This is a genomic window from Pseudoalteromonas sp. S4741 (assembly GCF_005886135.1).
Classification (GTDB): Bacteria; Pseudomonadota; Gammaproteobacteria; order Enterobacterales; family Alteromonadaceae; genus Pseudoalteromonas; species Pseudoalteromonas tetraodonis.
Map to the genome: position 1 here is coordinate 1 of NZ_PNCN01000085.1, position 21,125 is coordinate 21,125.

Sequence of the window (21,125 nt, forward strand, 5' to 3'; positions counted from 1 at the left end):
TCTGGCAACTGAGCTAGTGCCTCATTCTAGGTTCTAGGTTCTAGGTTCTGTCAAAATTAAACCTTGTTCCTTTCATCTTGAATCTTTATTTCTACTACAATTTCTTTTGGTGAGAAATTGGAGCGGCACACGAGGCTCGAACTCGTGACCTCGACCTTGGCAAGGTCGCGCTCTACCAACTGAGCTAGTGCCGCATTCTAGGTTCTAGGTTCTATCAATATTAAACCTTGTTCCTTTAACCTTGAATCTTTAACTTAAGCTCAAACACACTAACCCCGCGGGGGTTATCGTCTTGAGCGGGGCAGGATTCTACAATAATTAGGGTGCTTTGCAAGTATTTTTTATAAATTAAAAAACTTTTCTCGGTAAACCTTTAATTCCATAATCGAATCTTTAATGTCGTCTAACGCTAAATGTGACCCTTTTTTATTCACTTGAGCCAATACATCTGGTTTCCAACGACGAGCAAGTTCTTTAATGGTACTTACATCTAAATTACGGTAATGAAAAAAGTCTTCAAGCTCACGCATATACTTATTCATAAAACGGCGATCTTGGCCAATCGAGTTACCACACATAGGTGAAGCACCCGCTGGCACCCATTGCTTTAAAAACGCGAGGGTTTGATCAACGGCATAAGCTTCATCGAAAGTACTTGCCTTACAACGCGCTGTAAGCCCTGATTTGCCATGCTGAGTTGTACACCACTCATCCATACCATCAAGTAGTTCATCACTTTGATGAATGGCAATGGTTGGACCTTCGGCTAATATATTCAGATCAGCGTCAGTGACAACAGTTGCAATTTCAAGTATTTTGTCAGTCTCTGGTTCAAGTCCGGTCATTTCCAGATCGAGCCAAATTAAATTTGATTTATTAATAGTCATAATTACCTTAAACGGTGCTTTTCTTTAGATCCAACGCATTTCGATATATCATATTAGCATCAACCGTCGAGCTAAAGCTTTTTTTGGCAAACTCGGCATTTAACTCAGGTTATAGGCCTCAAGTGGCAAAACAGAAAAAATTAAGTAAAGGCCAATCCCGAAGGATCAAGGCCAATCATCAAAAGCGCTTATCGAATGCCGATACAAAACCGGCAAAAGTCGGCGCGCAAGAATGGCAAACAGATAATTTAGGTCAACTGGAAAATGCGATTGTTATTAGCCGCTTTGGACAACATGCCGATGTAGAAACACAAAACGGTGATGTATTACGTTGTAATATTCGTCGTACCGTATCGAACTTGGTTTGCGGCGATGAAGTATTGTTTCGCCGTGCAAAAGTAAGTGCAGGTGATTTAGCGGGTGTTATTGAAGCAACTCAAGAGCGCCGTTCACAACTCACGCGCCCCGATTTTTATGATGGGGTTAAAGTGATTGCCGCTAATATTGATCAAATTTTAATGGTTTCAGCGGTACTGCCAGAGTTTACCCCGAGCATTATTGACCGCTATTTAATTGCCTGTGAAGACATGGGTATCGAACCCATTTTAGTACTGAATAAAATTGATTTAATTGATGAGGCTAGTTTAAACGAAATACAACAAATCCTCGACATTTACCGTAAGCTTAATTATCAGGTGCTGCTAGTTAGTAATATAACTGGCGAAGGCATTAATGAGTTAAAAGAAGTACTTGCGGGCAAAAACAATATTTTTGTTGGTCAAAGTGGCGTGGGTAAATCTACCTTAGTTAACACTGTACTGCCGGATGCTGAAATTTTGACTAAAGAAGTATCTGAAAACAGCGGGCTTGGCCAGCACACCACCACGGTATCACGCCTTCATCATTTACCGAGCGGGGGTAATTTAATTGACTCACCGGGGATTCGTGAATTTGGCCTATGGCATTTAGATGTTGAACGCGTCACTTGGTGCTTTAAAGAATTTAGAGAATTTATAGGCGGATGCCGGTTTAGAGATTGTAAACATTTAAACGATCCGGGCTGTATAATTAAACAAGCGGTAGCCGATGGCGATATTTCAAAATTACGCTTTGAAAGCTACCACCGTATTTTAGAAACTATGGCCGATGGCCGTGCAGGCGCTCGTGCGCCCCGCGTATAATAAGGGAATAACCTGTGAGTTTAGATAAATTTAAAATCGCCATGCAGTATGCCATGCCAAAACACTTTATTTCTCGTGTGGTAGGTAAACTTGCTGCAGCAAAAGCCGGTGTGTTAACAACCACATTAATTAAATTATTTATTAAACAATATAAAATAGATATGAGCGAAGCTAAATATTCAGATCCGGCTCATTACAAAAGCTTTAATGAATTTTTTACCCGTCCGTTAAAAGACGGTGTGCGTCCTATGGTTGAAGATGACGATATTATTATTCATCCAGTAGACGGCGCAATTAGCCAGCTAGGCGACATTGTTGATGGTCAACTTATTCAAGCTAAAGGCCACGATTACAGCTTACAAGCATTGTTAGGTGGATCACAAGACGACACAACCCCGTTTTTAGGCGGTAAATTTGCAACTATTTACTTAGCCCCAAAAGATTACCACCGTATTCATATGCCAATTGATGGCACGCTAAGCAAAATGATTTATGTACCGGGCGATTTATTTTCAGTAAACCCACTTACCGCTCAAAACGTACCAAATTTATTTGCCCGTAACGAGCGTGTAGTGGCTATTTTTGAAACTGAAATTGGTCCTTTAGCTATGGTCTTGGTAGGCGCAACCATTGTTGCCAGCATAGAAACTATTTGGGCTGGCACAGTGACTCCACCAGCTGACAGTGATGTGTTTAGCTGGAACTACCCAACTAAAGGCGAAAACGCGATCACCCTTAAGAAAGGGGAAGAAATGGGTCGCTTTAAATTAGGCTCAACGGTTGTACTTGCATGGGGTGCGAACAAAGCAGAAATATTAGACGATCAATTCCCAGAGGTAGTTACTCGTTTAGGCACTGCCTTTGCAAAAATTGATGATTAATAGGTAGTGTCAGTTCGAGCTTAAAAAAACACCGCGTTTATTTTCAATAACCGCGGTGTTTTCTTGTAAACGTAGAGCTTACTCACGTTAAAAGCCAAGCTTTTCATTACTCATACCCGCCACACTCTTTACACGCTAAATCCTTAGTCATCTTAAAATGCTGTTGCTTTAAGCTTAATGCGTCAAACGTTATAAACACATTCCCCTTAAAATGACCTAACAACATATTGAGGGTTAATTGTGCCTGCATTGACCCAACAATCCCAAGTAAAGGGCTAATTACCCCGGCATTACTACAATTTATAACCGGTGCATCGCTACTTTGAGGGAAAACACAGCCGTAACATGGGCTGTCACTTTGTCTAAAATCAAACCCCATTAATTGCCCTTGAGTTGCCAGCGCAGCCCCTGTAATTAAGCGAGTGTTTTTAGCAATGCAATAGCGATTAACCGCATAACGGGTACTAAAGTTATCAGAGCAATCAAGCACTATGTCGGCGTTTTTTAAGAGCAACGCACTGTTGGTATCATCCAGCTTTTGAGTGTGGGTTATTATATTTATTTGATTGTTAAGGCTCGCAAGCACTTTTCTAGCCGCGCGAACTTTGTTTTGCCCCAAATGATTTACTTTATAGAGCACTTGGCGCTGCAAGTTAGACAGTTCAACTACATCGTCATCAATTAAAATAAGCGACCCAATGCCAGCTGCCGCTAAATACAGCAGCGCAGGACTACCTAAGCCACCTGCACCAACTACGGCAACCGTTGAACGTTTCAGCATTAACTGCCCGTTAAGCCCCACTTCATCAAGTAATATATGGCGGCTATAACGCAAGGTTTCTTTGTCATTTAACGTTTGCAACGTATCAGTCATGTTTTGTATTAATCGCGGTTTGCAGTGATCGAATTGCTGAAACATGATCAGACGCTTCACTAATGGCACGTACCACAGCTACGCTACCAACCCCCGTATTTGCTACTTCAGTTGCGCGGCTTAAATCAATACCGCCAATAGCGACTGTAGGGTAACTCTGCATAAGCGGTACAAATTTATTGAGCTTTTCAAGCCCTTGTATTTGCCCTGTCATGTCTTTGGTCGTCGTTGGGTAAATAGCACCAAACGCCATGTAGCTTGGGCGATAATTATGCGCGCGTAGCATTTCATAAAACCCATGGGTAGAGAGACCAAGTCGCAGGCCTGCTTCTTTTATAGCAACTAAGCTTGCACTCTCTAAGTCTTCTTGCCCTAAATGCACCCCATAGGCGCCATGTTTGATGGCAAGTTGCCAGTAATCATTTATAAATACCTGCGCATTATACTGCTCACCCAAGGTGACCGCTTTGGCAATCAGTTCATCTAGCTCATTCTGCGTTTTATTTTTAACACGAAGCTGAGCTGTTTTAATTCCTTGCTGTAAGCACTTTTCTAGCCATTCAATGCTATCAACCACGCCATAGAGGCCAAGCTTTTTACTTTCACAGGCTGCAAAATCAGCAGCCATATTAAAATCAAGCGGCACATCAAAATCCAACTCATCACCTAACCAGCTACCCGGTTCAATCACCTGAGGGTAATGCGCTAAATCGGTAGGAAACTGCGTTTGTGCGACGGGCCCTATACCCTCGCCATAGCGAACTGATTGCTTTAAACCTTGGTTTATATAGGCTTTAGCTAAAATAAACGCATCTTTTAACGGGTAGTCTTTTGCAAGACACGCAGCAATTACCGACGCCATACTGCACCCTGTACCATGGCTATGAGGAACTTGAATTTTTTCATTACCTAGCCAATAGTCTTCACCGTTTTGTGTGCAGTAATCAATGCAATACCCGCTTGGGTAATCCCAATGTCCGCCTTTAATCACCACCGCTTTTGCGCCCCACGCCATCAGCTTACTCGCCGCTTCTTTAATCGCTGCAGGGCCAATTAAATACACACCCGTTAATAACTGTGTTTCGTGGGTATTTGGGGTAATTACATCCACCAGCGGTAATAAACATTCTTTTATTGCGCTTACGGTGTCTTCTTCTGTTAGTAAGTCACCGCTTGAGGCAATAGCCACAGGGTCATACACAATAACCGGCGGGGTTGGCCATTTGGTTTTGTAGTGGCTTATGTGCTCACTAATTAACTGAATTTGCTGCACATTAGCAAGCATGCCAATTTTTATCACTTTGGCTTTCATGTCTTTTTCAAGTGCAAGCAACTGAGATTCAATAATATCGGTAGACACTGCATTAATGGCCTCTACACCTAAGCTATTTTGAGCGGTAAGCGCGGTGATTGCTGTACAAGCATGTACACCAAAACTTTGCATTGCCTTGATATCGGCTTGAATACCCGCGCCGCCGCCAGAATCAGAGCCAGCAATTGTCCACACTACGTTTGTCATATTTTTATTTCCTTACTGCTGATGCCAAAATGGCATACCCATTGTTGGGGTTGAGGGGGTTGCAACGTCTTTTTCGGGCATTGCTTTGGCATTGTATGCAAAGCGCCCTGCTTCTACCGCAACTTTAAATGCACGGCTCATAGTCACTGGGCAACCCGCTCCTGCAATGGCTGAATTTAATAATACCGCATCATATCCTAATTCAAGTGCTTGGCAGGCATGCGATGGTAAACCTAACCCGGCATCAACAATTAATGTTGTATTAGGCAGGCGCTCTCTAATGGTTTTTAAATTATAACTATTTAACAATCCTTTACCGGTGCCAATAGGCGCGCCCCAAGGCATTAGCACCTCACAGCCTAATTCATTCAAGCGCTGACACAGCACTAAATCATCAGTGCAATAAGGCAGTACTTTAAACCCATCATCAATCAATATTTTTGTGGCTTCAAGTAATGCAAATGGATCGGGCTGTAAATTATAATCATCGCCTATTAATTCAAGTTTTATCCAATCGGTAGCAAATACTTCTCGGCACATTTTAGCTAGGTTAATAGCCTCTTTGACACTGTGGCATCCGGCAGTATTAGGCAGTATTTTTAAACCGGTGTTTTTAATTAATTGCCAAAAATCATTCCCTGCTGCCGCATTTTGCTGTCGTCTAAGTGACACGGTGACTATTTCAGCACCTGAGGCTTTAATTGATTGCGTCATTATATCTGGTGATGGGTATAACGCAGATCCAATTAACAAGCGGCTATTGATTGGCTCACCATAAATTGTTAAACAGTCTTTGCTTTGCATAGCACTATCCACCTTGGATAGGTGACAATAACTCAATACTGTCACCTTCATTTATAACAACGTGGCTATGGCGACTCTGAGGAATAAACTCTCCATTTACAGCCACGGCATAAGGCGCTATTGCACCCACGTTTTTTACTATTTCCAGCAGCGCTTGGCTAGTCACATTTAAAGGCTCACCATTAATTGTAATGTTCATTTAATACTCACTCTATTTGCGATAATGCTTGTGCCACAAGCGCGGGGGCCAACATATAACCGTGGCGATACAAGCCATTGATACTGATAACCTTGCTCGTTTTTTTTACCTGTGGGCGATTATCGCTAAACGCTGGGCGTAAGCCTGTTTGAATATTTAATAATCGCGCTTCGGCAAAACCACTGTGAACGGTGTAGGCCGCCGATAATAGTTCAAGGGTTGAGCGCACAGTTGCAGGACCTGTATCTTGCGATTCGATCTCCGTTGCCCCTATGACATATTCATGATTAGGTTTAGGTGCAATATAAATAGGGTAACGCGGATGCATTAACCGCACAGGCCGCGTTAAGTTAACCTCAGGGGCGTATAACCTTGCCACTTCCCCGCGCACACCTCGAAGTGGCTGTTCTTGCTTGGCTCCAAGCCCTCTGCAATCAATAATGTAATCAAACTCTCGATTATTCACTTTATTATCAAAAATACTGACGCGTTGATTAAATACAAACTTTACTTTACGTTTATTGAGGGTTTTAAAACTGGCTTTATAAAAAGCCTGATTATCAATTTGTCCTTCACCGGGTAAAAATAGCCCTTGATTAAAACGCCCTGTAAGCTCAGGTTCTAAATCCGCTATTTGCTGCGCATTAACCGCTTTGGCACTAAAATTTAGTAACGGCTTTATTCGCTGTGCAAAACTTTGTAAGTCGGCTTTATCTTGCGTATGAGCAACCACCAAGGTGCCCTGCTGTTGAAAGAACACCTCACTGTTTAACTCATCTAAAATAGCAGGCCAGCGAGCAATAGAATCTACTCCCAATAGCGCTAAATCATGTTCACACATAACCGATTCAGCTAGCGGTGCCAGCATAGCCGCCGCCACTTTACCCGCACTATTTTGGGTATGCTCATCATCAGCTTCAAATACAGTAATACGGTGCTGCTTACTTAATTCAAGCGCCGCCAACCGCCCTGCTAAACCAAAGCCCACCACAGCAATGTCATAAAACATAAACACTCCTACATTTAGCTGCGCGCTGCGGATCTCCGGCTTCGAGCAACAAGATGTTAAGATAAACATTTCGCTACTCGATGCTCGCAACTCGCAGCCTATTTTATATTGCTTTATGGTAAATCTCTGAGCCTGTTTGCTTAAACTCTTCAGATTTGGCTTTCATCTCGGCCTCTACATCAACCATTTTGATTTCAATGGCATCACCTACGTTATTAGGATCAATACCGCGCGCTTTTAGATCTTTGGCGTAGTCACGTACTTCTTGGGTTATTTTCATCGAACAAAATTTAGGACCACACATGGAGCAAAAGTGGGCTACTTTTCCTGATTCTTGCGGCAGTGTTTCATCATGATATTCACGAGCGCGAACAGGGTCTAAACCAATGTTGAATTGGTCGTGCCATCTAAATTCAAAGCGTGCTTTTGATAAAGCATTGTCTCGCTCTTGTGCACCGGGGTGACCTTTGGCTAAATCGGCGGCATGAGCGGCAATTTTATAGGTGATAAGGCCTTCTTTAACGTCTTCTTTATTTGGCAAACCTAAATGTTCTTTCGGTGTTACATAACACAGCATGGCACAGCCATACCAAGCTATTTGCGCAGCCCCAATCCCTGAGGTTATATGGTCGTACCCTGGGGCAATATCGGTGGTGAGTGGGCCTAAGGTATAAAACGGTGCTTCATCACAATGTTTAAGTTGCTCTTCCATATTGGCTTTGATCATATGCATAGGCACATGCCCAGGGCCTTCTATGAACACTTGTACATCATGCTTCCAAGCTATTTTAGTCAGTTCGCCTAAGGTACGAAGCTCACTAAATTGCGCTTCATCGTTGGCATCGGCAATAGAGCCCGGGCGAAGGCCATCGCCTAGTGAAAAACACACATCGTATTGTTTTAAAATTTCACAAATATCTTCAAAGTGCGTGTATAAAAAGTTCTCTTTATGGTGCGCTAAACACCATTTGGCCATAATTGAGCCACCGCGCGACACAATACCGGTTACGCGTTTTGCTGTCATAGGCACATAGCGCAAAAGCACGCCGGCATGAATAGTAAAGTAGTCAACTCCCTGCTCTGCTTGTTCAATTAAGGTATCGCGGAATATTTCCCAGGTTAGGTCTTCCGCTACACCGTTTACTTTTTCAAGGGCCTGATAAATGGGTACAGTACCAATAGGGACTGGCGAATTACGCACTAGCCATTCACGGGTTTCGTGAATGTAACGTCCAGTTGATAAATCCATTACAGTGTCGGCGCCCCAACGGGTTGACCACACCATTTTTTCAACTTCTTCTTCGATAGATGAACCGACTGATGAATTACCAATATTGGCATTTACTTTAACTAAAAAGTTGCGACCAACAATCATAGGTTCGGTTTCTGGATGATTAATGTTGTTAGGTAAAATAGCGCGACCACGCGCTATTTCAGCACGCACAAATTCAGGAGTAATAAACTCAGGGATACTCGCGCCAAACGACTCCCCTTTATGCTGCGCAGCTAATAACTCTTCACGTATTTGCGCGCGCCCCATGTTTTCACGTATCGCTACATATTCCATTTCTGGGGTGACTATTCCTTGGCGAGCATAATGCATTTGGGTGACATTTTTACCTGCTTTTGCACGGCGTATTTTTGGAAGGTGTTCAAAGCGAATATGATCTAGCCCATCATCAGCCATACGCTGCTGTGCAAACTGTGAGGTTACCGACTCGAGTACTTCGGTATCATTACGGCTCTCAATCCATTGTTCACGGTATTTATTAAGTCCCTTGCGCACATCCAATTTAAATTCAGGGTCGGTATATGGGCCTGATGTATCGTAAACACGCAGTGGTGCATTTGACTCATACACTGGGTTTTGTTCATCACCACCAATAAAAGTATCGCTCAATGTGATTTCACGCATACCCACACGTACATTTTCTTGCGTGCCTTCAACATACACTTTATGAGAACTTGGGAATGGTTGCCCTGTAAGGTTATAAATATAATCTGATGCGGCCGCACGAGTTTCGCGACGGGTGGCTTTATTTGTTGTATTTGACATGACTTACCTCATTGCTAAAGGGTTGTCTTGTCAGATATTCCGCTGAGGAATAGAGAAAGATCGTAAAGTGCTTTATGCGACTTTGCGGCCTAAAACGGATGTTGCTTTTTTGTGCGCATAAAAAAAGACGCACAAGCGTCCTAGTTAGGCAGCTTGTTCCCTACGCAGGTATTAACCTGATCAGGTTCACGGATCCCGCTTTCGCGATCTCAGCCTAAATAAAACTTAGGCACTCCGACAAGTATTTGAATTGTTCGTTGATTTGATAATGTTTTGATCAAATCTGCGATGAGTGTACGTCAGTTGAAAATTCCCTGCAAGGGGCTGTTTTTCAAAACTCAAAAATTATTTTGGGATAAACACAAATTTTTGCTCGCCTTGCATCACCAATGTTTGGTCTTGCATGTTAAGCACTGCACCTTGCTGCAGAGCTTGTAAAAACTGTTGTTCAAACTCATCCAGTTCAGGGCCGCATGATTTACGTGTCATACCTAATTTGCTTACGCTCAGGCTACTGTCTTCAAGTGAGCCTTCACCAAAAAACTTATTACATCCGGCAAAGCCGTTTATTTGTAGCGCTTCTATAAAACTCATTGATGCTTTAAAGGACGCGGGAATAGCCAAATCATCAACCTTTGATAATTGCCATTGTGTATATTTTAGCTGCTCAGTGGTAACTGTCCCTGTTGATGCGCAACCAACACATAAACCGATTACGAGCATCGGTATTGCTGCTAATTTCATGTTACTACTAACTTATTGTCTAATTAATGTAATAGTATCAATATTTGTCAGGTTTATCCGTTAAAAATGCATATTTTAAATGTAAATTTTTGTTTAAAATTCATGCTATTTAAAACTATGCAACGGCTTGGAATAAGTTATCTATCTGTGGTGGTAAAAATGGACGACCTTTCTCATTAACCGATGTACCAATAACTAAGGCATTGAGCATCACTTTTTCATCTAGTTTGCGCACTACCGTTTGTTTAAATGCAAACTTAAGACGACTAATACGCACAGGCTCTACCGCCACATAAAACTCATCCCCTGGTAGTAGGGAATGTTTGTAATCCATTTCACTGCGTATCACTACTAAGTTAATTTTATCTTTCGCAAGTTGTGCAAAATCAACGCCGTGTGCGTATAAAAATTCGTGGCGAGCGTGCTCAAGATAATTAAAATAAACACTGTTATTCACAATACCTTGTAAGTCACATTCGTAGTCGCGTACCTTAAAGTCTACTTTAAAGGTCATATTAGTAATCCCAATTATTTAACGTATAATTGCCGCGTTTATAGCACAAGTGTTGAAATAATTGCTACCATACAAGTCCCTAAAATGGAGTTAAGTAACCTAATGAACTTACGTTTGTCTTTAATTACAGCCACGTTATTACCCCTGCTCGCAGCACCTATATATGCTAACGCAGATGACACCGAGCTAGAGAAAATCATTGTTACCGGTGACTTTCAGCAAGAAAGCATTCAAACATTAAGCGCCAGTGCCAGCTTATTTTCTGAAAATGAAATGAATCAACGTGGTGCAACGTATTTAGACGAAATGTTAGCCAGTGCAGCCAACGTAAACTTTGCTGCTGGTGCGTCTCGCGGTCGTTATATTCAAATTCGCGGTGTCGGTTTACGCTCGCAGTTTGTTGACCCGATAAACCCATCTGTGGGCTTAGTAATTGACGGTATTAATTATTCAGGCTTAGGTGGTAGTTCATTATTGTTTGATATTGACCAAGTAGAAATTTATCGCGGTCCTCAAGGTACACGTTTTGGTGCAGATGGCATGGCGGGCATGATCCAAATGCAATCAGCTAGTGCAACCAGCGATCCTAGCTTAAAATTACATTTAGGCGCTGGCACTTATAACAGCCACGAAGCAGGCCTTGCTGCTAGTACCGGTTTAACAGATGACACCAGTGCCCGCGTTAGCTACTTTCGCAGAAAGTCTGACGGCTACGTCGATAATCTTTATTTAGATAAACCCACTCAAGATCAAGATGAGCAAGTTGCACGCTTTAAATTAAACAGCCAACTCACAGCTCATTTAAATTCAGAACTTAACCTGCATTATATTGATATTAATAACGGCTACGATGCATTTACTCTTGATAATTCTCGCAACAGCCTTGCTGATCAACCAGGCGAAGATAATCAACAAAGTTATGCTATTGGCCTGAATAATATTTACACTGGTTTTGACGCTTTTGATATGAGCTTAAACCTTTCAGCTATTGATACAGAACTACTTTACAGCTTTGATGAAGATTGGGTATGTAACGATCCGAGCGAGCCACAATTATGTGCAGCGGGCTTAAATCCTTTGGGTTACAGCTATGAAGATGCTTATTATCGTGATCGTGATGATAGAGCCGTTGAGCTGCAACTTAACGGAAAGTCAAAAGATTGGGTTTTAGGCATGTATTATCAAGAGCGTGATATAGATCTTGACCGCCAACGTAGAAAATTTTCTGAGTATCAAAATTTCAACTCTAGATATGAAGTAAGTAATACTGCGATTTATGGCCAAGTTGCAACCCCGATTGGCCCAAAAACTACGTTAATCACGGGTTTACGTGTAGAACAATATCAAGGTGATTACACCGATAGTAACGGCTTTATTGAAGAAACTGATGACGTAATGGTTGGTGGTAAGGTTGCACTTGAATACCAAGTAATTGATCGCACTATGATCTACGCAAGTATTACTCGTGGTTATAAAGCTGGTGGTATTAATTCAGAAGCGCTAGCAAAAGCAAAAGATGAAGGTTTAAGCTTAGATGCTGATTTTTTCAAACAGCATACCAGCTTTGATCCAGAGTACTTGTGGAGTGGTGAGTTTGGCGTTAAAGGTTCATCGCTAGATGACAAGTTTACCCTGCGCTTAGCGGCGTTTTATATGCACCGCGATAATATTCAATTAAAGTCGTGGCAAGTATCAGATCAACAATTTACCGGTTATGTCGCCAATGCCAGCTCTGGCAGCAACTACGGTCTTGAAATTGAAGGCAGCTACTTACTTACTGATAATTTACTCATTAGTGGTAGTGCTGGCTATTTAGATACGAAAATAAACGACTTTGTCACTAAATCAGGCTTAAACCAAGATGGCCGTGAGCAAGCACAAGCGCCTAAATATCAATACGCATTTAGTGCACGCTACAATGTTACTGATGAGCTATATGCTATGTTAGGTGTTGAAGGTAAAGATGATTATTACTTCTCAGACAGCCATAATGCAAAAGCTCCAAACACAAACTTAGTGAATGTAAGCCTTGGCTACGAAGCAGAAAACTGGGCTGTTCGTGCTTGGGCACGTAATGTGTTTGATGAAACCGTTCCAACTCGCGGTTTTGAATTTGGTAACAACCCGTTAGATGGTTATACAAGTCAAACTTACATTCAACTAGGTGAGCCACGTGTGGCCGGCGTTACGTTTACACTCAACTTGTAATACAGCTACCAGTTGTCAGTTAGGGATTTAAAAACACCGCGTTTAATGCAAACGCGGTGTTTTAGTTTTGTGTAGGCGAGTAGCTTGCTGCAGCGCACGCAATCCAAATAGTTAAAGCAAAGTACAGTTAAAAATGTAGCTTTCAGGTTTTGGCGGGGAACGCACATCAGCTCGAATCCCGCCGCCCGAAGCTCGTCGCCGGCAACCCGAAGCGATAATTCACCTAAGCTCTGGCTACATCAAACGCAATCACTTCTTTTATTTTTTGTTTATTGGTTGCTAGCATCACGAGTCTATCAATCCCTAATGCAACCCCTGCACATTGCTCTAAACCATGCTCTAATGCGGCAATTAAACGCGTATCCATAGGTACTTGTTTTAAGCCGTTAGCAGCACGGTAGGCGTTGTCTTCGTTAAACCTTTTTTCTTGTTCTTTAGCATTAGTGAGTTCATTAAAGCCGTTAGCCAGTTCCATATTTTTATAATAAAGCTCAAAGCGCCCTGCTACTCGCTGATCGTGTTCACAAATTTGTGCCAGTGCCGCTTGTGATGCCGGAAAGTGATACACAAAACATGGCTTATCTTGCCCTATTGTTGGCTCTACTTTCATACAAAATAATAATTGCAGCAAGGTATCTTTATGAGTCTCGTTTTTAGCAATATCAGCAAAGCCATGTTCGCATGCGAGTTGTTGTAACTGCGTGATAGATACAGTTAATGGATCGACCCCTAAAGCGCGTTCAAATGCCTTTTGGTAGGTAACGCGCTCTGCAGGCGCAACCTCAAGAATGAGCTGCATGAGCTCATCTATTTCGTCCATTAAAGCAAATTCGTCAAACCCAGGACGATACCATTCAAGCATAGTAAATTCAGGATTATGATGACTACCCGCTTCTTCATTTCTAAATGCCTTACAAAGCTGGAAAATAGCGCCTGAGCCGGCTGCTAACAAGCGTTTCATCGCAAACTCTGGAGATGTTTGCAAAAACAGGGGAAGCCCACCAGCATGACCTGGGCCTACAAATGTAGTATTAAAGCTGGCTAAATGTACATCGGTTACACTGGCAGCACTTAAACTCGGTGTTTCGACTTCCATTACATTACGAACATAAAAGAATTCTCGAATGCTGCGCATAATTGTTGCGCGTTGCTTAAGTATTTCTATACTGGCACTCGGCGCCCAAAGATCAGCTGACATATTTTCTCCAAAAAAAATCCCAGCTTAAGCCGGGATTTAATTAATAAGGCGTGTTACTGCTTACTTAACACGGCTCACGTATTCACCATTACGAGTGTCTACTTTAATTACTTCGCCAATTTGTACGAATAATGGAACACGTACTACAGCACCTGTGCTAAGCGTTGCTGGTTTACCACCCGTGCCTGCTGTATCACCTTTAAGGCCAGGGTCGGTTTCAGTGATCTCAAGCTCAACAAAGTTTGGTGGAGTTACTGCAATTGGGCTGCCGTTCCATAATGTAATAGTACAAACATCGTTTTCAACTAACCATTTGCCAGCATCGCCCAGTGCCTTTTCATCAGCTGCGATTTGTTCAAATGTTTCGTTGTTCATGAAATGCCAAAATTCACCGTCTGTGTATAGGTACGCTAAATCGGTATCCATTACATCAGCACCTTCAACCGATTCACCCGATTTAAAGGTTTTTTCAAGTACCTTGCCAGAGATAAGCTTACGGATACGAACTCGGTTAAACGCTTGGCCTTTACCCGGTTTTACCATTTCATTTTCTAAGATACTGCAAGGTTCGCCGTCCATCATAATTTTTAGGCCGCCCTTGAACTCGTTGGTGCTATAATTCGCCATCGTTTCCTCTATTTATATTTTTCGAGTAATCTACGTGCCAATGATACAAAGAAATGAAGCAAATTTGCATAAAAACTGGCAAAAAGAATTAGTAAATGTAGTTACCTGCCCAAAAGTGTTGCTAGAAATGGTTGGTTTATCGAGCCAAGTCCATGAAAACGACATAAAAGCTCGTAGCTTGTTCCCTGTTCGTGTGCCATTGCCTTTTATAAAAAAAATTCGTCACGGCGATGAAAATGACCCTTTATTGCTGCAAGTTATGCCCCGCCATCAAGAGTTTTTAACTAAGTCGGGGTTTAATAAAGACCCGTTACTTGAGCAAGATAACAATCAACCGGGTCTGTTACATAAATATAAATCGCGTGTTTTAGTCATGTTTAAAACCGGTTGTGCAGTAAATTGCCGCTACTGCTTTAGACGCCACTTTCCTTATCAAGAAAACCAACTGAATAAACGTAGCCTTATTGATGCATTAAGCTATATAAAATCGGATAAAAATATTAACGAAGTGATTTTAAGTGGTGGCGATCCACTAATGGCCAAAGACGATGCTATTAGCTGGTTTTTAGATGAGCTTGAGCAAATACCACAAATTAAACGCATGCGCATACACAGCCGCTTGCCTGTGGTTATTCCTGCACGTATCACTGAGCAATTATGTGAAAGATTAGCAAAGTCACCATTAAAAATTATATTCGTTAATCATATTAACCATGCAAACGAAATAGATAATGACTTTAAAAATGCCATGAACATGCTCAAAAAAGCAGATGTGCTACTGTTAAACCAGGCGGTTATTTTAAAAGATGTGAACGATACAGTTGATGCGCAAATAAACTTAAGTGAAGCGTTGTTTGATGCAAATGTATTGCCTTATTACTTACACTTACTAGATAAAGTAGAGGGCGCAAGTCATTTTGATATTGATGAACAACAAGCAATAAAAATTCAGGCCGAGCTACTAAAAGCCCTGCCTGGATTTTTGGTGCCTAAACTAGTTCGGGAAATAGGAGGTCAAAAAAGTAAAACCCCTATCGACCTCAAATTAGTTTAAACATAAACGTTTATATTATTCCCAAGTGTTGCAGTGACCGACTTAGCCGGTGTTTGCGCACTTGAAGATTGTGTAGCGCCTTCAATAAGTGCCAGTGCAGCGGCACCATCAGCTTGCTGTTGCTTTTTAGATAAAGCAGCAGTTAATACTTCTGCGCCTTGGCCTGCACCAGGCATTGTAGGTAGATTTCCACCTGATATATTCATAACTCACACCTGACTTTTAACTGTAATACACGTATTATAGTTGCTGAATTGGTAAATTACTTTACCAACCCACTTAAGTATTTATCGGCAACATTGCACTAAGCTTTAGGAAAACCATGGATTCTATAATTGAACAACTCAACGCCAACTTAAAAATTGTTTACCGTCAGGCACTTGACGCTGACAAAAAACTCGATGAGTTACAACAGCAAGGTCACGGAAAATTTAAAGCCTTATTTGCCGAGGACGCTGGATTTAGTTTCGAAGCTAAACGCTTTAAGCCTTATGTTTTAGACGTTGCCGCTGATGTAGAAAGCTTATCGAGCGACGGTTTGGATGAAGAAAAACTAAAACAAGCGGTTATTAAACTACAAAATTTACTAACCTTGTTAGCGACCTTTAAATAAAAATGAGCGACTTACTTACAAAGCATCTACTAAAGTAGATGCTTTGCAGTATTAGCTAGATTCGCGGTAAGATTTGTTCACCAAACCACTCTGTTAGTAAGCGTTTTTCATAGTAAAATGCTTCGTCTCGACCCACTTTAATTTTATCCATAAAGCCCATATCTTTTAAACTTACATTATCTTCTTGTGCGACAACGCCACTTTCATCACTAAGCACATAATTAAATTCAATGCGTGGAAAGTGAATAGGTTTAACCACTCGGATTTCGTTAACACCGCCATAGCGTACGTCTCCGGCTAAATCTAAATCGGTTACTTCAATTTTTAAACTGTAATTTTTAGGAAGTTGCTCGCTGAGCTTTGCAAAGTGTTCATCAATACTTTTGGCTATTTGCTTATGGTATGAGCCTTTAGTTTGGTTGGATGGGCGTACATCGCGATAATCATTAAAGTCATGCCATTTCACTTGAGCCTCACCCGCGCAAACAACACTCGGTAGCGCAATACACATCAACATTGCTATTTTTTTAACTAAGTTCATACGTTTCTCCAACGAGTATTTTGATCATTGTGATCAATTGAATATTTTACAAATTGCTATACATCACTTTAGCAATTACATATGAACTATAACTTAATCTTTACGCTGAGGTGTTATTAAAATTGCACAAAATGTAATCAAAAGTACAGCTTGCGATGTTACGATTGCAAAACAAACAAAATAATACATGTAAAAACTCATTATTTATGGTGAAATTAGGGTAATTGAACACAGGTTTCCAAGGAGCATTCATGGCAATTTTAGTAACCGGTGGCGCAGGCTATATTGGCTCACACACCGTTTTAGAACTTTTACAGCAAGGCAGCGACGTTATCGTTATCGATAACTTAAGTAACTCCTCTGAAGAGTCACTTGAGAGAGTGAAAAAAATAACCGGTAAAGCAATTACTTTTTATCAAGGTGATATTTTAGATAAACCCTTTTTAGACTCGGTGTTTGCCAAGCATACCATTGAAAGTGTGATTCATTTTGCTGGCCTAAAAGCCGTGGGAGAATCGGTCGTAAAACCCATTGAGTATTATCAAAATAATGTACAAGGTACACTAACACTCGTTGATGCTATGCGTGATGCGGGTGTATTCAAACTGGTATTTAGCTCATCCGCCACTGTATACGGCGACCCAGCAAGCTTACCAATACGCGAAGACTTCCCCGTTGGCGGTACAACCAACCCATATGGTACGTCAAAACTAATGGTTGAAATGATGTTGCAAGATATCGCTAAATCAGATGAGCGCTTCGCGTTTGCTATTTTGCGCTACTTTAATCCTGTCGGTGCACATGAGTCAGGTTTGATTGGTGAAGACCCTAATGGTATTCCTAATAATTTATTGCCTTTCATTTCACAAGTTGCGGTTGGCAAATTAAAGCAACTTGCTGTATTTGGCGACGATTATGATACGGTTGATGGTACTGGCGTTCGTGATTACATTCACGTTGTAGATTTAGCCCTAGGGCATTTAAAAGCACTTGATAAAATAGCCGCAGAAACCGGTGCGCTTGTTTATAACCTTGGTACAGGTAACGGCTATTCAGTATTACAAATGGTCAATGCGTTTATTAAGGCTAGCGACCAAGCAATCCCTTATGCGGTGTCACCTCGTCGCCCAGGTGATATTGCAGCCTGTTATGCTGCGCCAGAAAAAGCCCTTAGTGAACTAGGTTGGCAAGCTGAGCGTGGTATTGATGTCATGATGCAAGATACTTGGCGCTGGCAATCAAATAATCCAAATGGATATAAGTCGTAAAGGCTTCTTTAAGTTATCAGCTTAAAATTAAAACACCGCATTTAAATTAAATGCGGTGTTTTAATGTTGTACTTACCAATTTTGCATTTCTACAATCCGTGACTGGGTTCGCGCATATTCAAAACATAACTTTTTACCTTGGTATAACTCGTTTATGTCGGCTTGGGCATTAATTACTAGTAATTTGTGGCAATCGTAAAACTCATCGACTAAGGCAATAAAACGCCGTGCTTCATCATCGAGCGTATGCTCATCCAATTGCTGCTTTTCTCGCTGATAGCTATCTTCTATACCATGCACAATAATCTTACCGGTTGCTTCTTTGCCCATTATTGGCACATTCGCGATATATACTACCGAAAACTGTTCTGCTAAAAACATATAGTCATTGGCGCTGCGAGGACCTGAGCACAGTGCCATAAAATCAATCAGTAGTGCATCGTTAGTTTTTAATAAATAGGGAAGTGTTCGGCCATGCACAGTCATTGTATTATCACGCGTTGCTTGAGGGTATGCGGATAAAAACCTAGCCTCAAATTCAGCATCGGGCAAGTTAATAAAATAATGACGACTGCTTCTACCGTACCTGAAGCGGTGGTCTTCCTCCCCCGCTACGTTAATTACATGACAATGCGCATTTATTAAATCGATAGTTGGTAAAAATCGCGCGCGTTGCAAACCGTTGTAATAAAGTTGCTCGGGTTTTGTGTTAGAGGTTGCGACTAGTACCACGCCTTGTTCAAACAAAGCGTTAAATAACCGAGCCATAATCATGGCATCACCAATATCACTAACAAAAAACTCATCAAAGCACAGTACCTTTATCTCTTTGGCCCACTGTTTAGCTATTATTTGTAGCGGATTTTTATCCCCTTGTAACTTGGCTAGTTGAGCATGAACTTTTTCGATAAAATGATGAAAATGCAGGCGCTGCTTTTTCTCTGTGGGTAAGTTTTCATAAAATAAATCCATCAACATAGATTTACCCCGACCAACCGGGCCATATAAATATATTCCCTTAATTAAAGGTGCTTTTTGCCACCAACTTGCAGGCTGATTTAATTGCTCACTTAAAGACTGTAACGCACTCACTGCTAGGTGCTGCGCCGCATCGAAATCAAGCTCTCCTGATGAAACCTTGCTATGGTACAGGCTTAAAATTTCTGTGCTGGGCTCTGTCATGGTATTTCACTATCCGCTATACTCGCGGCCATTGTAGCCGACTAAAAATGTGAACAACATGAAATTTCCTTGCCGTTTAGATAAATTTATTAGCCATTTAGCAGAGATACCACGCTCAAAAGCCCGCGCAGCAATAAAAAGCCAAGTGGCTTGCGTTAATGGCGAGGTGATCACGGCATTTGACTTTCAAGTTACTCAACAAGATGACGTGCTGTTTTATGACGAGCCATTAGTTTTTTTAGGTAAACGCTACTTTATGCTCAATAAGCCGGTAGGTTATGTGTGCGCTAATTCAGATGAGTTACACAAAACCGTATTTGACTTACTCGATGAGCCAAACATGGCCGACTTTCACATTGCTGGGCGTTTAGACATAGACACCACTGGCCTAGTGCTTATTACTAATGATGGCGACTGGTCACACAAAATTACCTCGCCGAAAAAGAATAAGTTTAAAACCTACCTAGTCGAAACCCAAGAACCGATTACCGACGATGCACTTAAACAACTACGCGACGGTGTGCAGTTACACAATGAAAAAGATTTAACTCGCCCTGCTATTGCTGAACGCTTGGGCAGTTACGGTTTACGCTTGTCTATTTCTGAGGGGAAGTATCACCAAGTAAAACGTATGCTAGCAGCGGTAGATAACAAAGTGGTTGAACTACATCGTGAACAAATTGCGGGTATAAAGTTAGGTGAAGATTTGGCTGCAGGTGAATACCGCCCACTAACCGCCGCAGAGATAAAACTGTAAGGCTGTTTAGGTGTTAGGAAATGGCTTCGGGCCACGAGGTTCGGGCTGTTCATCTGCCGCTCTAGGTTCGCTGCTCGTTGCCTTTAATAATCTTGCTTAATATCTGTCTGAAATCTGGCGTTTAACACCTGATCTTACGATTTAATTTGTACTAAATCAAAGTCTGTCATTCCGGGTACAATCGCTTGCAGACGAGATTCAGTAATATCTAAAGAGTTTAAGCATTCACAATATTCAGAGGCTTTAAGTTCTAATTGATGGGCTTTTTTCTGCAACGACTTATCGATTTCTTTAGTGATGATATCCATGCGTTGCCCCATGTCGTTCATGCGGTCTTCTATATTGCCTTCTCGAGATTTAAACGCATCCCCGAGCGACATTAAAATAGCGCCTAAAGATCCATGTACTGCAGAGTGTATTTTTTGGCTAATTTCTTTAGTAAAAAAATCATCAATTTGGGAAAGCGATTGAGGGGCTATAAAAAAGAAGTCGTCGCCACGCTTAAACTTATCCATAAGTGCACGCTCTACATATTGTAATTGCGTTTTTAGCACTTCGGGTTCTTTATCTGACATGCCCTCAACAACATGCTCAATAGCACTAAGCCCAAGGTTTACGCCATCAGTCGCTAAATCGACCAGCTCTGGCACCGTTTGACGAATACCATTGCTAAATTGTTCTAGCACTTTACTTTCGTCGGTACTTAAATCGACCCAGTAGCCTCGAATAAACAGTTGATTATTATTGTTAATTTGCACCCTGGTTTGGCCTTTATCAACAATACGGATCACATCATCGGTAATAATTAAACCATGACGAAGTTCAACATCACATTGTTTTTGTGCGATTGCATTGCAGCTTAAAAGTGCCATTGATAACGCCAATATCGAACGAGATAAAAACGCCATAAACACCTCAAAAAGACTAAAATAGGGGGTGGCTAAGATTAACAAAAAACCAACTTTATGCAAGCAAAAGTAACACCCTAAAAACAAGGCACCATGAAACG

At 41.5% G+C, this 21,125-nt stretch carries 22 protein-coding genes, 1 tRNA gene and 1 riboswitch; of the genes, 7 read left to right on the forward strand and 16 right to left on the reverse strand.

Annotated features, from left to right (window positions below):
• Nucleotides 1-118: 118 nt before the first annotated feature.
• Nucleotides 119-194, reverse strand: a tRNA-Gly gene (locus CWC30_RS12505).
• A 147-nt stretch (nucleotides 195-341) separates the two neighbouring features.
• Nucleotides 342-887: an oligoribonuclease gene (gene orn / locus CWC30_RS12510; protein ID WP_028834530.1), complete on the reverse strand. Its 546-nt coding sequence runs from the start codon at nucleotides 885-887 to the stop codon at nucleotides 342-344.
• Between the two features lie 122 nt (nucleotides 888-1,009).
• On the opposite strand from orn, the gene rsgA reads away from it, so the two are divergent.
• On the forward strand, nucleotides 1,010-2,068 hold the full coding sequence (gene rsgA / locus CWC30_RS12515) for a small ribosomal subunit biogenesis GTPase RsgA (protein ID WP_138627246.1): 1,059 nt from the start codon (nucleotides 1,010-1,012) through the stop codon (nucleotides 2,066-2,068).
• Nucleotides 2,069-2,082: 14 nt separating this feature from the next.
• Complete coding sequence (gene asd, locus CWC30_RS12520) at nucleotides 2,083-2,949, forward strand: archaetidylserine decarboxylase (RefSeq protein ID WP_171034716.1); 867 nt, start codon at nucleotides 2,083-2,085, stop codon at nucleotides 2,947-2,949.
• 106 nt (nucleotides 2,950-3,055) lie between these two features.
• Here asd and CWC30_RS12525 read toward each other — a convergent pair whose 3' ends face one another.
• The 8 genes from CWC30_RS12525 to CWC30_RS12560 all read right to left on the reverse strand — a co-directional run bounded on the left by CWC30_RS12525 (nucleotide 3,056) and on the right by CWC30_RS12560 (nucleotide 10,668).
• Nucleotides 3,056-3,811 (reverse strand): HesA/MoeB/ThiF family protein, encoded by a 756-nt coding sequence (locus CWC30_RS12525; RefSeq protein WP_171034718.1) that lies wholly within the window; start codon nucleotides 3,809-3,811, stop codon nucleotides 3,056-3,058.
• A 4-nt stretch (nucleotides 3,812-3,815) separates the two neighbouring features.
• Nucleotides 3,816-5,342, reverse strand: a complete 1,527-nt coding sequence (thiE, locus tag CWC30_RS12530; protein WP_138627247.1) for a thiamine phosphate synthase — start codon at nucleotides 5,340-5,342, stop codon at nucleotides 3,816-3,818.
• Nucleotides 5,343-5,354: 12 nt separating this feature from the next.
• Nucleotides 5,355-6,146, reverse strand: coding sequence for a thiazole synthase (locus CWC30_RS12535; RefSeq protein WP_069438876.1), 792 nt, complete (start codon nucleotides 6,144-6,146; stop codon nucleotides 5,355-5,357).
• 4 nt (nucleotides 6,147-6,150) lie between these two features.
• Complete coding sequence (thiS, locus tag CWC30_RS12540; protein WP_138627248.1) at nucleotides 6,151-6,345, reverse strand: sulfur carrier protein ThiS; 195 nt, start codon at nucleotides 6,343-6,345, stop codon at nucleotides 6,151-6,153.
• Nucleotides 6,346-6,352: 7 nt separating this feature from the next.
• Nucleotides 6,353-7,354: an FAD-dependent oxidoreductase gene (locus CWC30_RS12545; protein ID WP_036981187.1), complete on the reverse strand. Its 1,002-nt coding sequence runs from the start codon at nucleotides 7,352-7,354 to the stop codon at nucleotides 6,353-6,355.
• A gap of 103 nt (nucleotides 7,355-7,457) precedes the next feature.
• Entirely contained in the window at nucleotides 7,458-9,410 is a 1,953-nt protein-coding gene (gene thiC / locus CWC30_RS12550) for a phosphomethylpyrimidine synthase ThiC (protein WP_138627249.1), read from the reverse strand.
• A gap of 140 nt (nucleotides 9,411-9,550) precedes the next feature.
• Nucleotides 9,551-9,657: riboswitch (TPP riboswitch) on the reverse strand.
• Nucleotides 9,658-9,755: 98 nt separating this feature from the next.
• Nucleotides 9,756-10,154 (reverse strand): META domain-containing protein, encoded by a 399-nt coding sequence (locus tag CWC30_RS12555; RefSeq protein ID WP_283956818.1) that lies wholly within the window; start codon nucleotides 10,152-10,154, stop codon nucleotides 9,756-9,758.
• A 115-nt stretch (nucleotides 10,155-10,269) separates the two neighbouring features.
• Nucleotides 10,270-10,668, reverse strand: a complete 399-nt coding sequence (locus CWC30_RS12560; RefSeq protein ID WP_138627250.1) for an acyl-CoA thioesterase — start codon at nucleotides 10,666-10,668, stop codon at nucleotides 10,270-10,272.
• Between the two features lie 84 nt (nucleotides 10,669-10,752).
• On the opposite strand from CWC30_RS12560, the gene CWC30_RS12565 reads away from it, so the two are divergent.
• Nucleotides 10,753-12,876 (forward strand): TonB-dependent receptor, encoded by a 2,124-nt coding sequence (locus tag CWC30_RS12565; protein WP_249929865.1) that lies wholly within the window; start codon nucleotides 10,753-10,755, stop codon nucleotides 12,874-12,876.
• Nucleotides 12,877-13,099: 223 nt separating this feature from the next.
• On the opposite strand, the gene epmA is transcribed toward CWC30_RS12565, so the two are convergent.
• On the reverse strand, nucleotides 13,100-14,074 hold the full coding sequence (gene epmA / locus CWC30_RS12570) for an elongation factor P--(R)-beta-lysine ligase (RefSeq protein ID WP_069438847.1): 975 nt from the start codon (nucleotides 14,072-14,074) through the stop codon (nucleotides 13,100-13,102).
• Nucleotides 14,075-14,134: 60 nt separating this feature from the next.
• A complete protein-coding gene (efp, locus tag CWC30_RS12575) occupies nucleotides 14,135-14,701 on the reverse strand; it encodes an elongation factor P (RefSeq protein WP_010390517.1) in 567 nt (188 codons plus the stop codon).
• 40 nt (nucleotides 14,702-14,741) lie between these two features.
• Between efp and epmB the strand changes: the two genes are divergently transcribed.
• Entirely contained in the window at nucleotides 14,742-15,755 is a 1,014-nt protein-coding gene (gene epmB / locus CWC30_RS12580) for an EF-P beta-lysylation protein EpmB (protein ID WP_138627251.1), read from the forward strand.
• On the opposite strand, the gene CWC30_RS12585 is transcribed toward epmB, so the two are convergent.
• Complete coding sequence (locus tag CWC30_RS12585; RefSeq protein ID WP_036981174.1) at nucleotides 15,752-15,961, reverse strand: hypothetical protein; 210 nt, start codon at nucleotides 15,959-15,961, stop codon at nucleotides 15,752-15,754. The genes epmB and CWC30_RS12585 overlap by 4 nt on opposite strands.
• Nucleotides 15,962-16,077: 116 nt before the next feature.
• On the opposite strand from CWC30_RS12585, the gene CWC30_RS12590 reads away from it, so the two are divergent.
• Nucleotides 16,078-16,368, forward strand: coding sequence for a hypothetical protein (locus CWC30_RS12590; RefSeq protein WP_010390514.1), 291 nt, complete (start codon nucleotides 16,078-16,080; stop codon nucleotides 16,366-16,368).
• A gap of 55 nt (nucleotides 16,369-16,423) precedes the next feature.
• Here the strand turns inward: CWC30_RS12590 and CWC30_RS12595 are convergent, their stop codons facing one another.
• Nucleotides 16,424-16,909 (reverse strand): DUF3016 domain-containing protein, encoded by a 486-nt coding sequence (locus tag CWC30_RS12595; RefSeq protein WP_138627252.1) that lies wholly within the window; start codon nucleotides 16,907-16,909, stop codon nucleotides 16,424-16,426.
• Between the two features lie 251 nt (nucleotides 16,910-17,160).
• Here CWC30_RS12595 and galE point away from each other — a divergent pair, with 251 nt between their 5' ends.
• The gene (galE, locus tag CWC30_RS12600) at nucleotides 17,161-18,177 is read left to right on the forward strand and encodes a UDP-glucose 4-epimerase GalE (protein ID WP_069438844.1); all 1,017 of its coding nucleotides are present in this window, start codon (nucleotides 17,161-17,163) and stop codon (nucleotides 18,175-18,177) included.
• Between the two features lie 72 nt (nucleotides 18,178-18,249).
• Here the strand turns inward: galE and zapE are convergent, their stop codons facing one another.
• Nucleotides 18,250-19,359 carry a cell division protein ZapE gene (gene zapE, locus CWC30_RS12605; protein ID WP_138627253.1) on the reverse strand — a complete coding sequence of 370 codons (1,110 nt, stop codon included), beginning with the start codon at nucleotides 19,357-19,359 and terminating at the stop codon, nucleotides 18,250-18,252.
• Nucleotides 19,360-19,417: 58 nt separating this feature from the next.
• On the opposite strand from zapE, the gene rsuA reads away from it, so the two are divergent.
• Nucleotides 19,418-20,116, forward strand: a complete 699-nt coding sequence (gene rsuA / locus CWC30_RS12610; RefSeq protein ID WP_036981158.1) for a 16S rRNA pseudouridine(516) synthase RsuA — start codon at nucleotides 19,418-19,420, stop codon at nucleotides 20,114-20,116.
• A gap of 134 nt (nucleotides 20,117-20,250) precedes the next feature.
• On the opposite strand, the gene CWC30_RS12615 is transcribed toward rsuA, so the two are convergent.
• Entirely contained in the window at nucleotides 20,251-21,024 is a 774-nt protein-coding gene (locus CWC30_RS12615) for a YggN family protein (protein ID WP_008115461.1), read from the reverse strand.
• Nucleotides 21,025-21,125 lie beyond the last annotated feature (101 nt).

Coding starts and splice junctions, on each gene's coding strand:
- rsuA (WP_036981158.1), top strand. CDS start 19,418: ATGAAATTTCCTTGCCGTTTAGATAAATTTATTAGCCATTTAGCAGAG.
- CWC30_RS12555 (WP_283956818.1), bottom strand. CDS start 10,154: ATGAAATTAGCAGCAATACCGATGCTCGTAATCGGTTTATGTGTTGGT.
- CWC30_RS12565 (WP_249929865.1), top strand. CDS start 10,753: ATGGAGTTAAGTAACCTAATGAACTTACGTTTGTCTTTAATTACAGCC.
- CWC30_RS12560 (WP_138627250.1), bottom strand. CDS start 10,668: ATGACCTTTAAAGTAGACTTTAAGGTACGCGACTACGAATGTGACTTA.
- efp (WP_010390517.1), bottom strand. CDS start 14,701: ATGGCGAATTATAGCACCAACGAGTTCAAGGGCGGCCTAAAAATTATG.
- CWC30_RS12590 (WP_010390514.1), top strand. CDS start 16,078: ATGGATTCTATAATTGAACAACTCAACGCCAACTTAAAAATTGTTTAC.
- epmA (WP_069438847.1), bottom strand. CDS start 14,074: ATGTCAGCTGATCTTTGGGCGCCGAGTGCCAGTATAGAAATACTTAAG.
- CWC30_RS12535 (WP_069438876.1), bottom strand. CDS start 6,146: ATGCAAAGCAAAGACTGTTTAACAATTTATGGTGAGCCAATCAATAGC.
- CWC30_RS12585 (WP_036981174.1), bottom strand. CDS start 15,961: ATGAATATATCAGGTGGAAATCTACCTACAATGCCTGGTGCAGGCCAA.
- epmB (WP_138627251.1), top strand. CDS start 14,742: ATGATACAAAGAAATGAAGCAAATTTGCATAAAAACTGGCAAAAAGAA.
- CWC30_RS12545 (WP_036981187.1), bottom strand. CDS start 7,354: ATGTTTTATGACATTGCTGTGGTGGGCTTTGGTTTAGCAGGGCGGTTG.
- thiS (WP_138627248.1), bottom strand. CDS start 6,345: ATGAACATTACAATTAATGGTGAGCCTTTAAATGTGACTAGCCAAGCG.
- zapE (WP_138627253.1), bottom strand. CDS start 19,359: ATGACAGAGCCCAGCACAGAAATTTTAAGCCTGTACCATAGCAAGGTT.
- thiC (WP_138627249.1), bottom strand. CDS start 9,410: ATGTCAAATACAACAAATAAAGCCACCCGTCGCGAAACTCGTGCGGCC.
- CWC30_RS12615 (WP_008115461.1), bottom strand. CDS start 21,024: ATGGCGTTTTTATCTCGTTCGATATTGGCGTTATCAATGGCACTTTTA.
- thiE (WP_138627247.1), bottom strand. CDS start 5,342: ATGACAAACGTAGTGTGGACAATTGCTGGCTCTGATTCTGGCGGCGGC.
- galE (WP_069438844.1), top strand. CDS start 17,161: ATGGCAATTTTAGTAACCGGTGGCGCAGGCTATATTGGCTCACACACC.
- CWC30_RS12595 (WP_138627252.1), bottom strand. CDS start 16,909: ATGAACTTAGTTAAAAAAATAGCAATGTTGATGTGTATTGCGCTACCG.
- orn (WP_028834530.1), bottom strand. CDS start 887: ATGACTATTAATAAATCAAATTTAATTTGGCTCGATCTGGAAATGACC.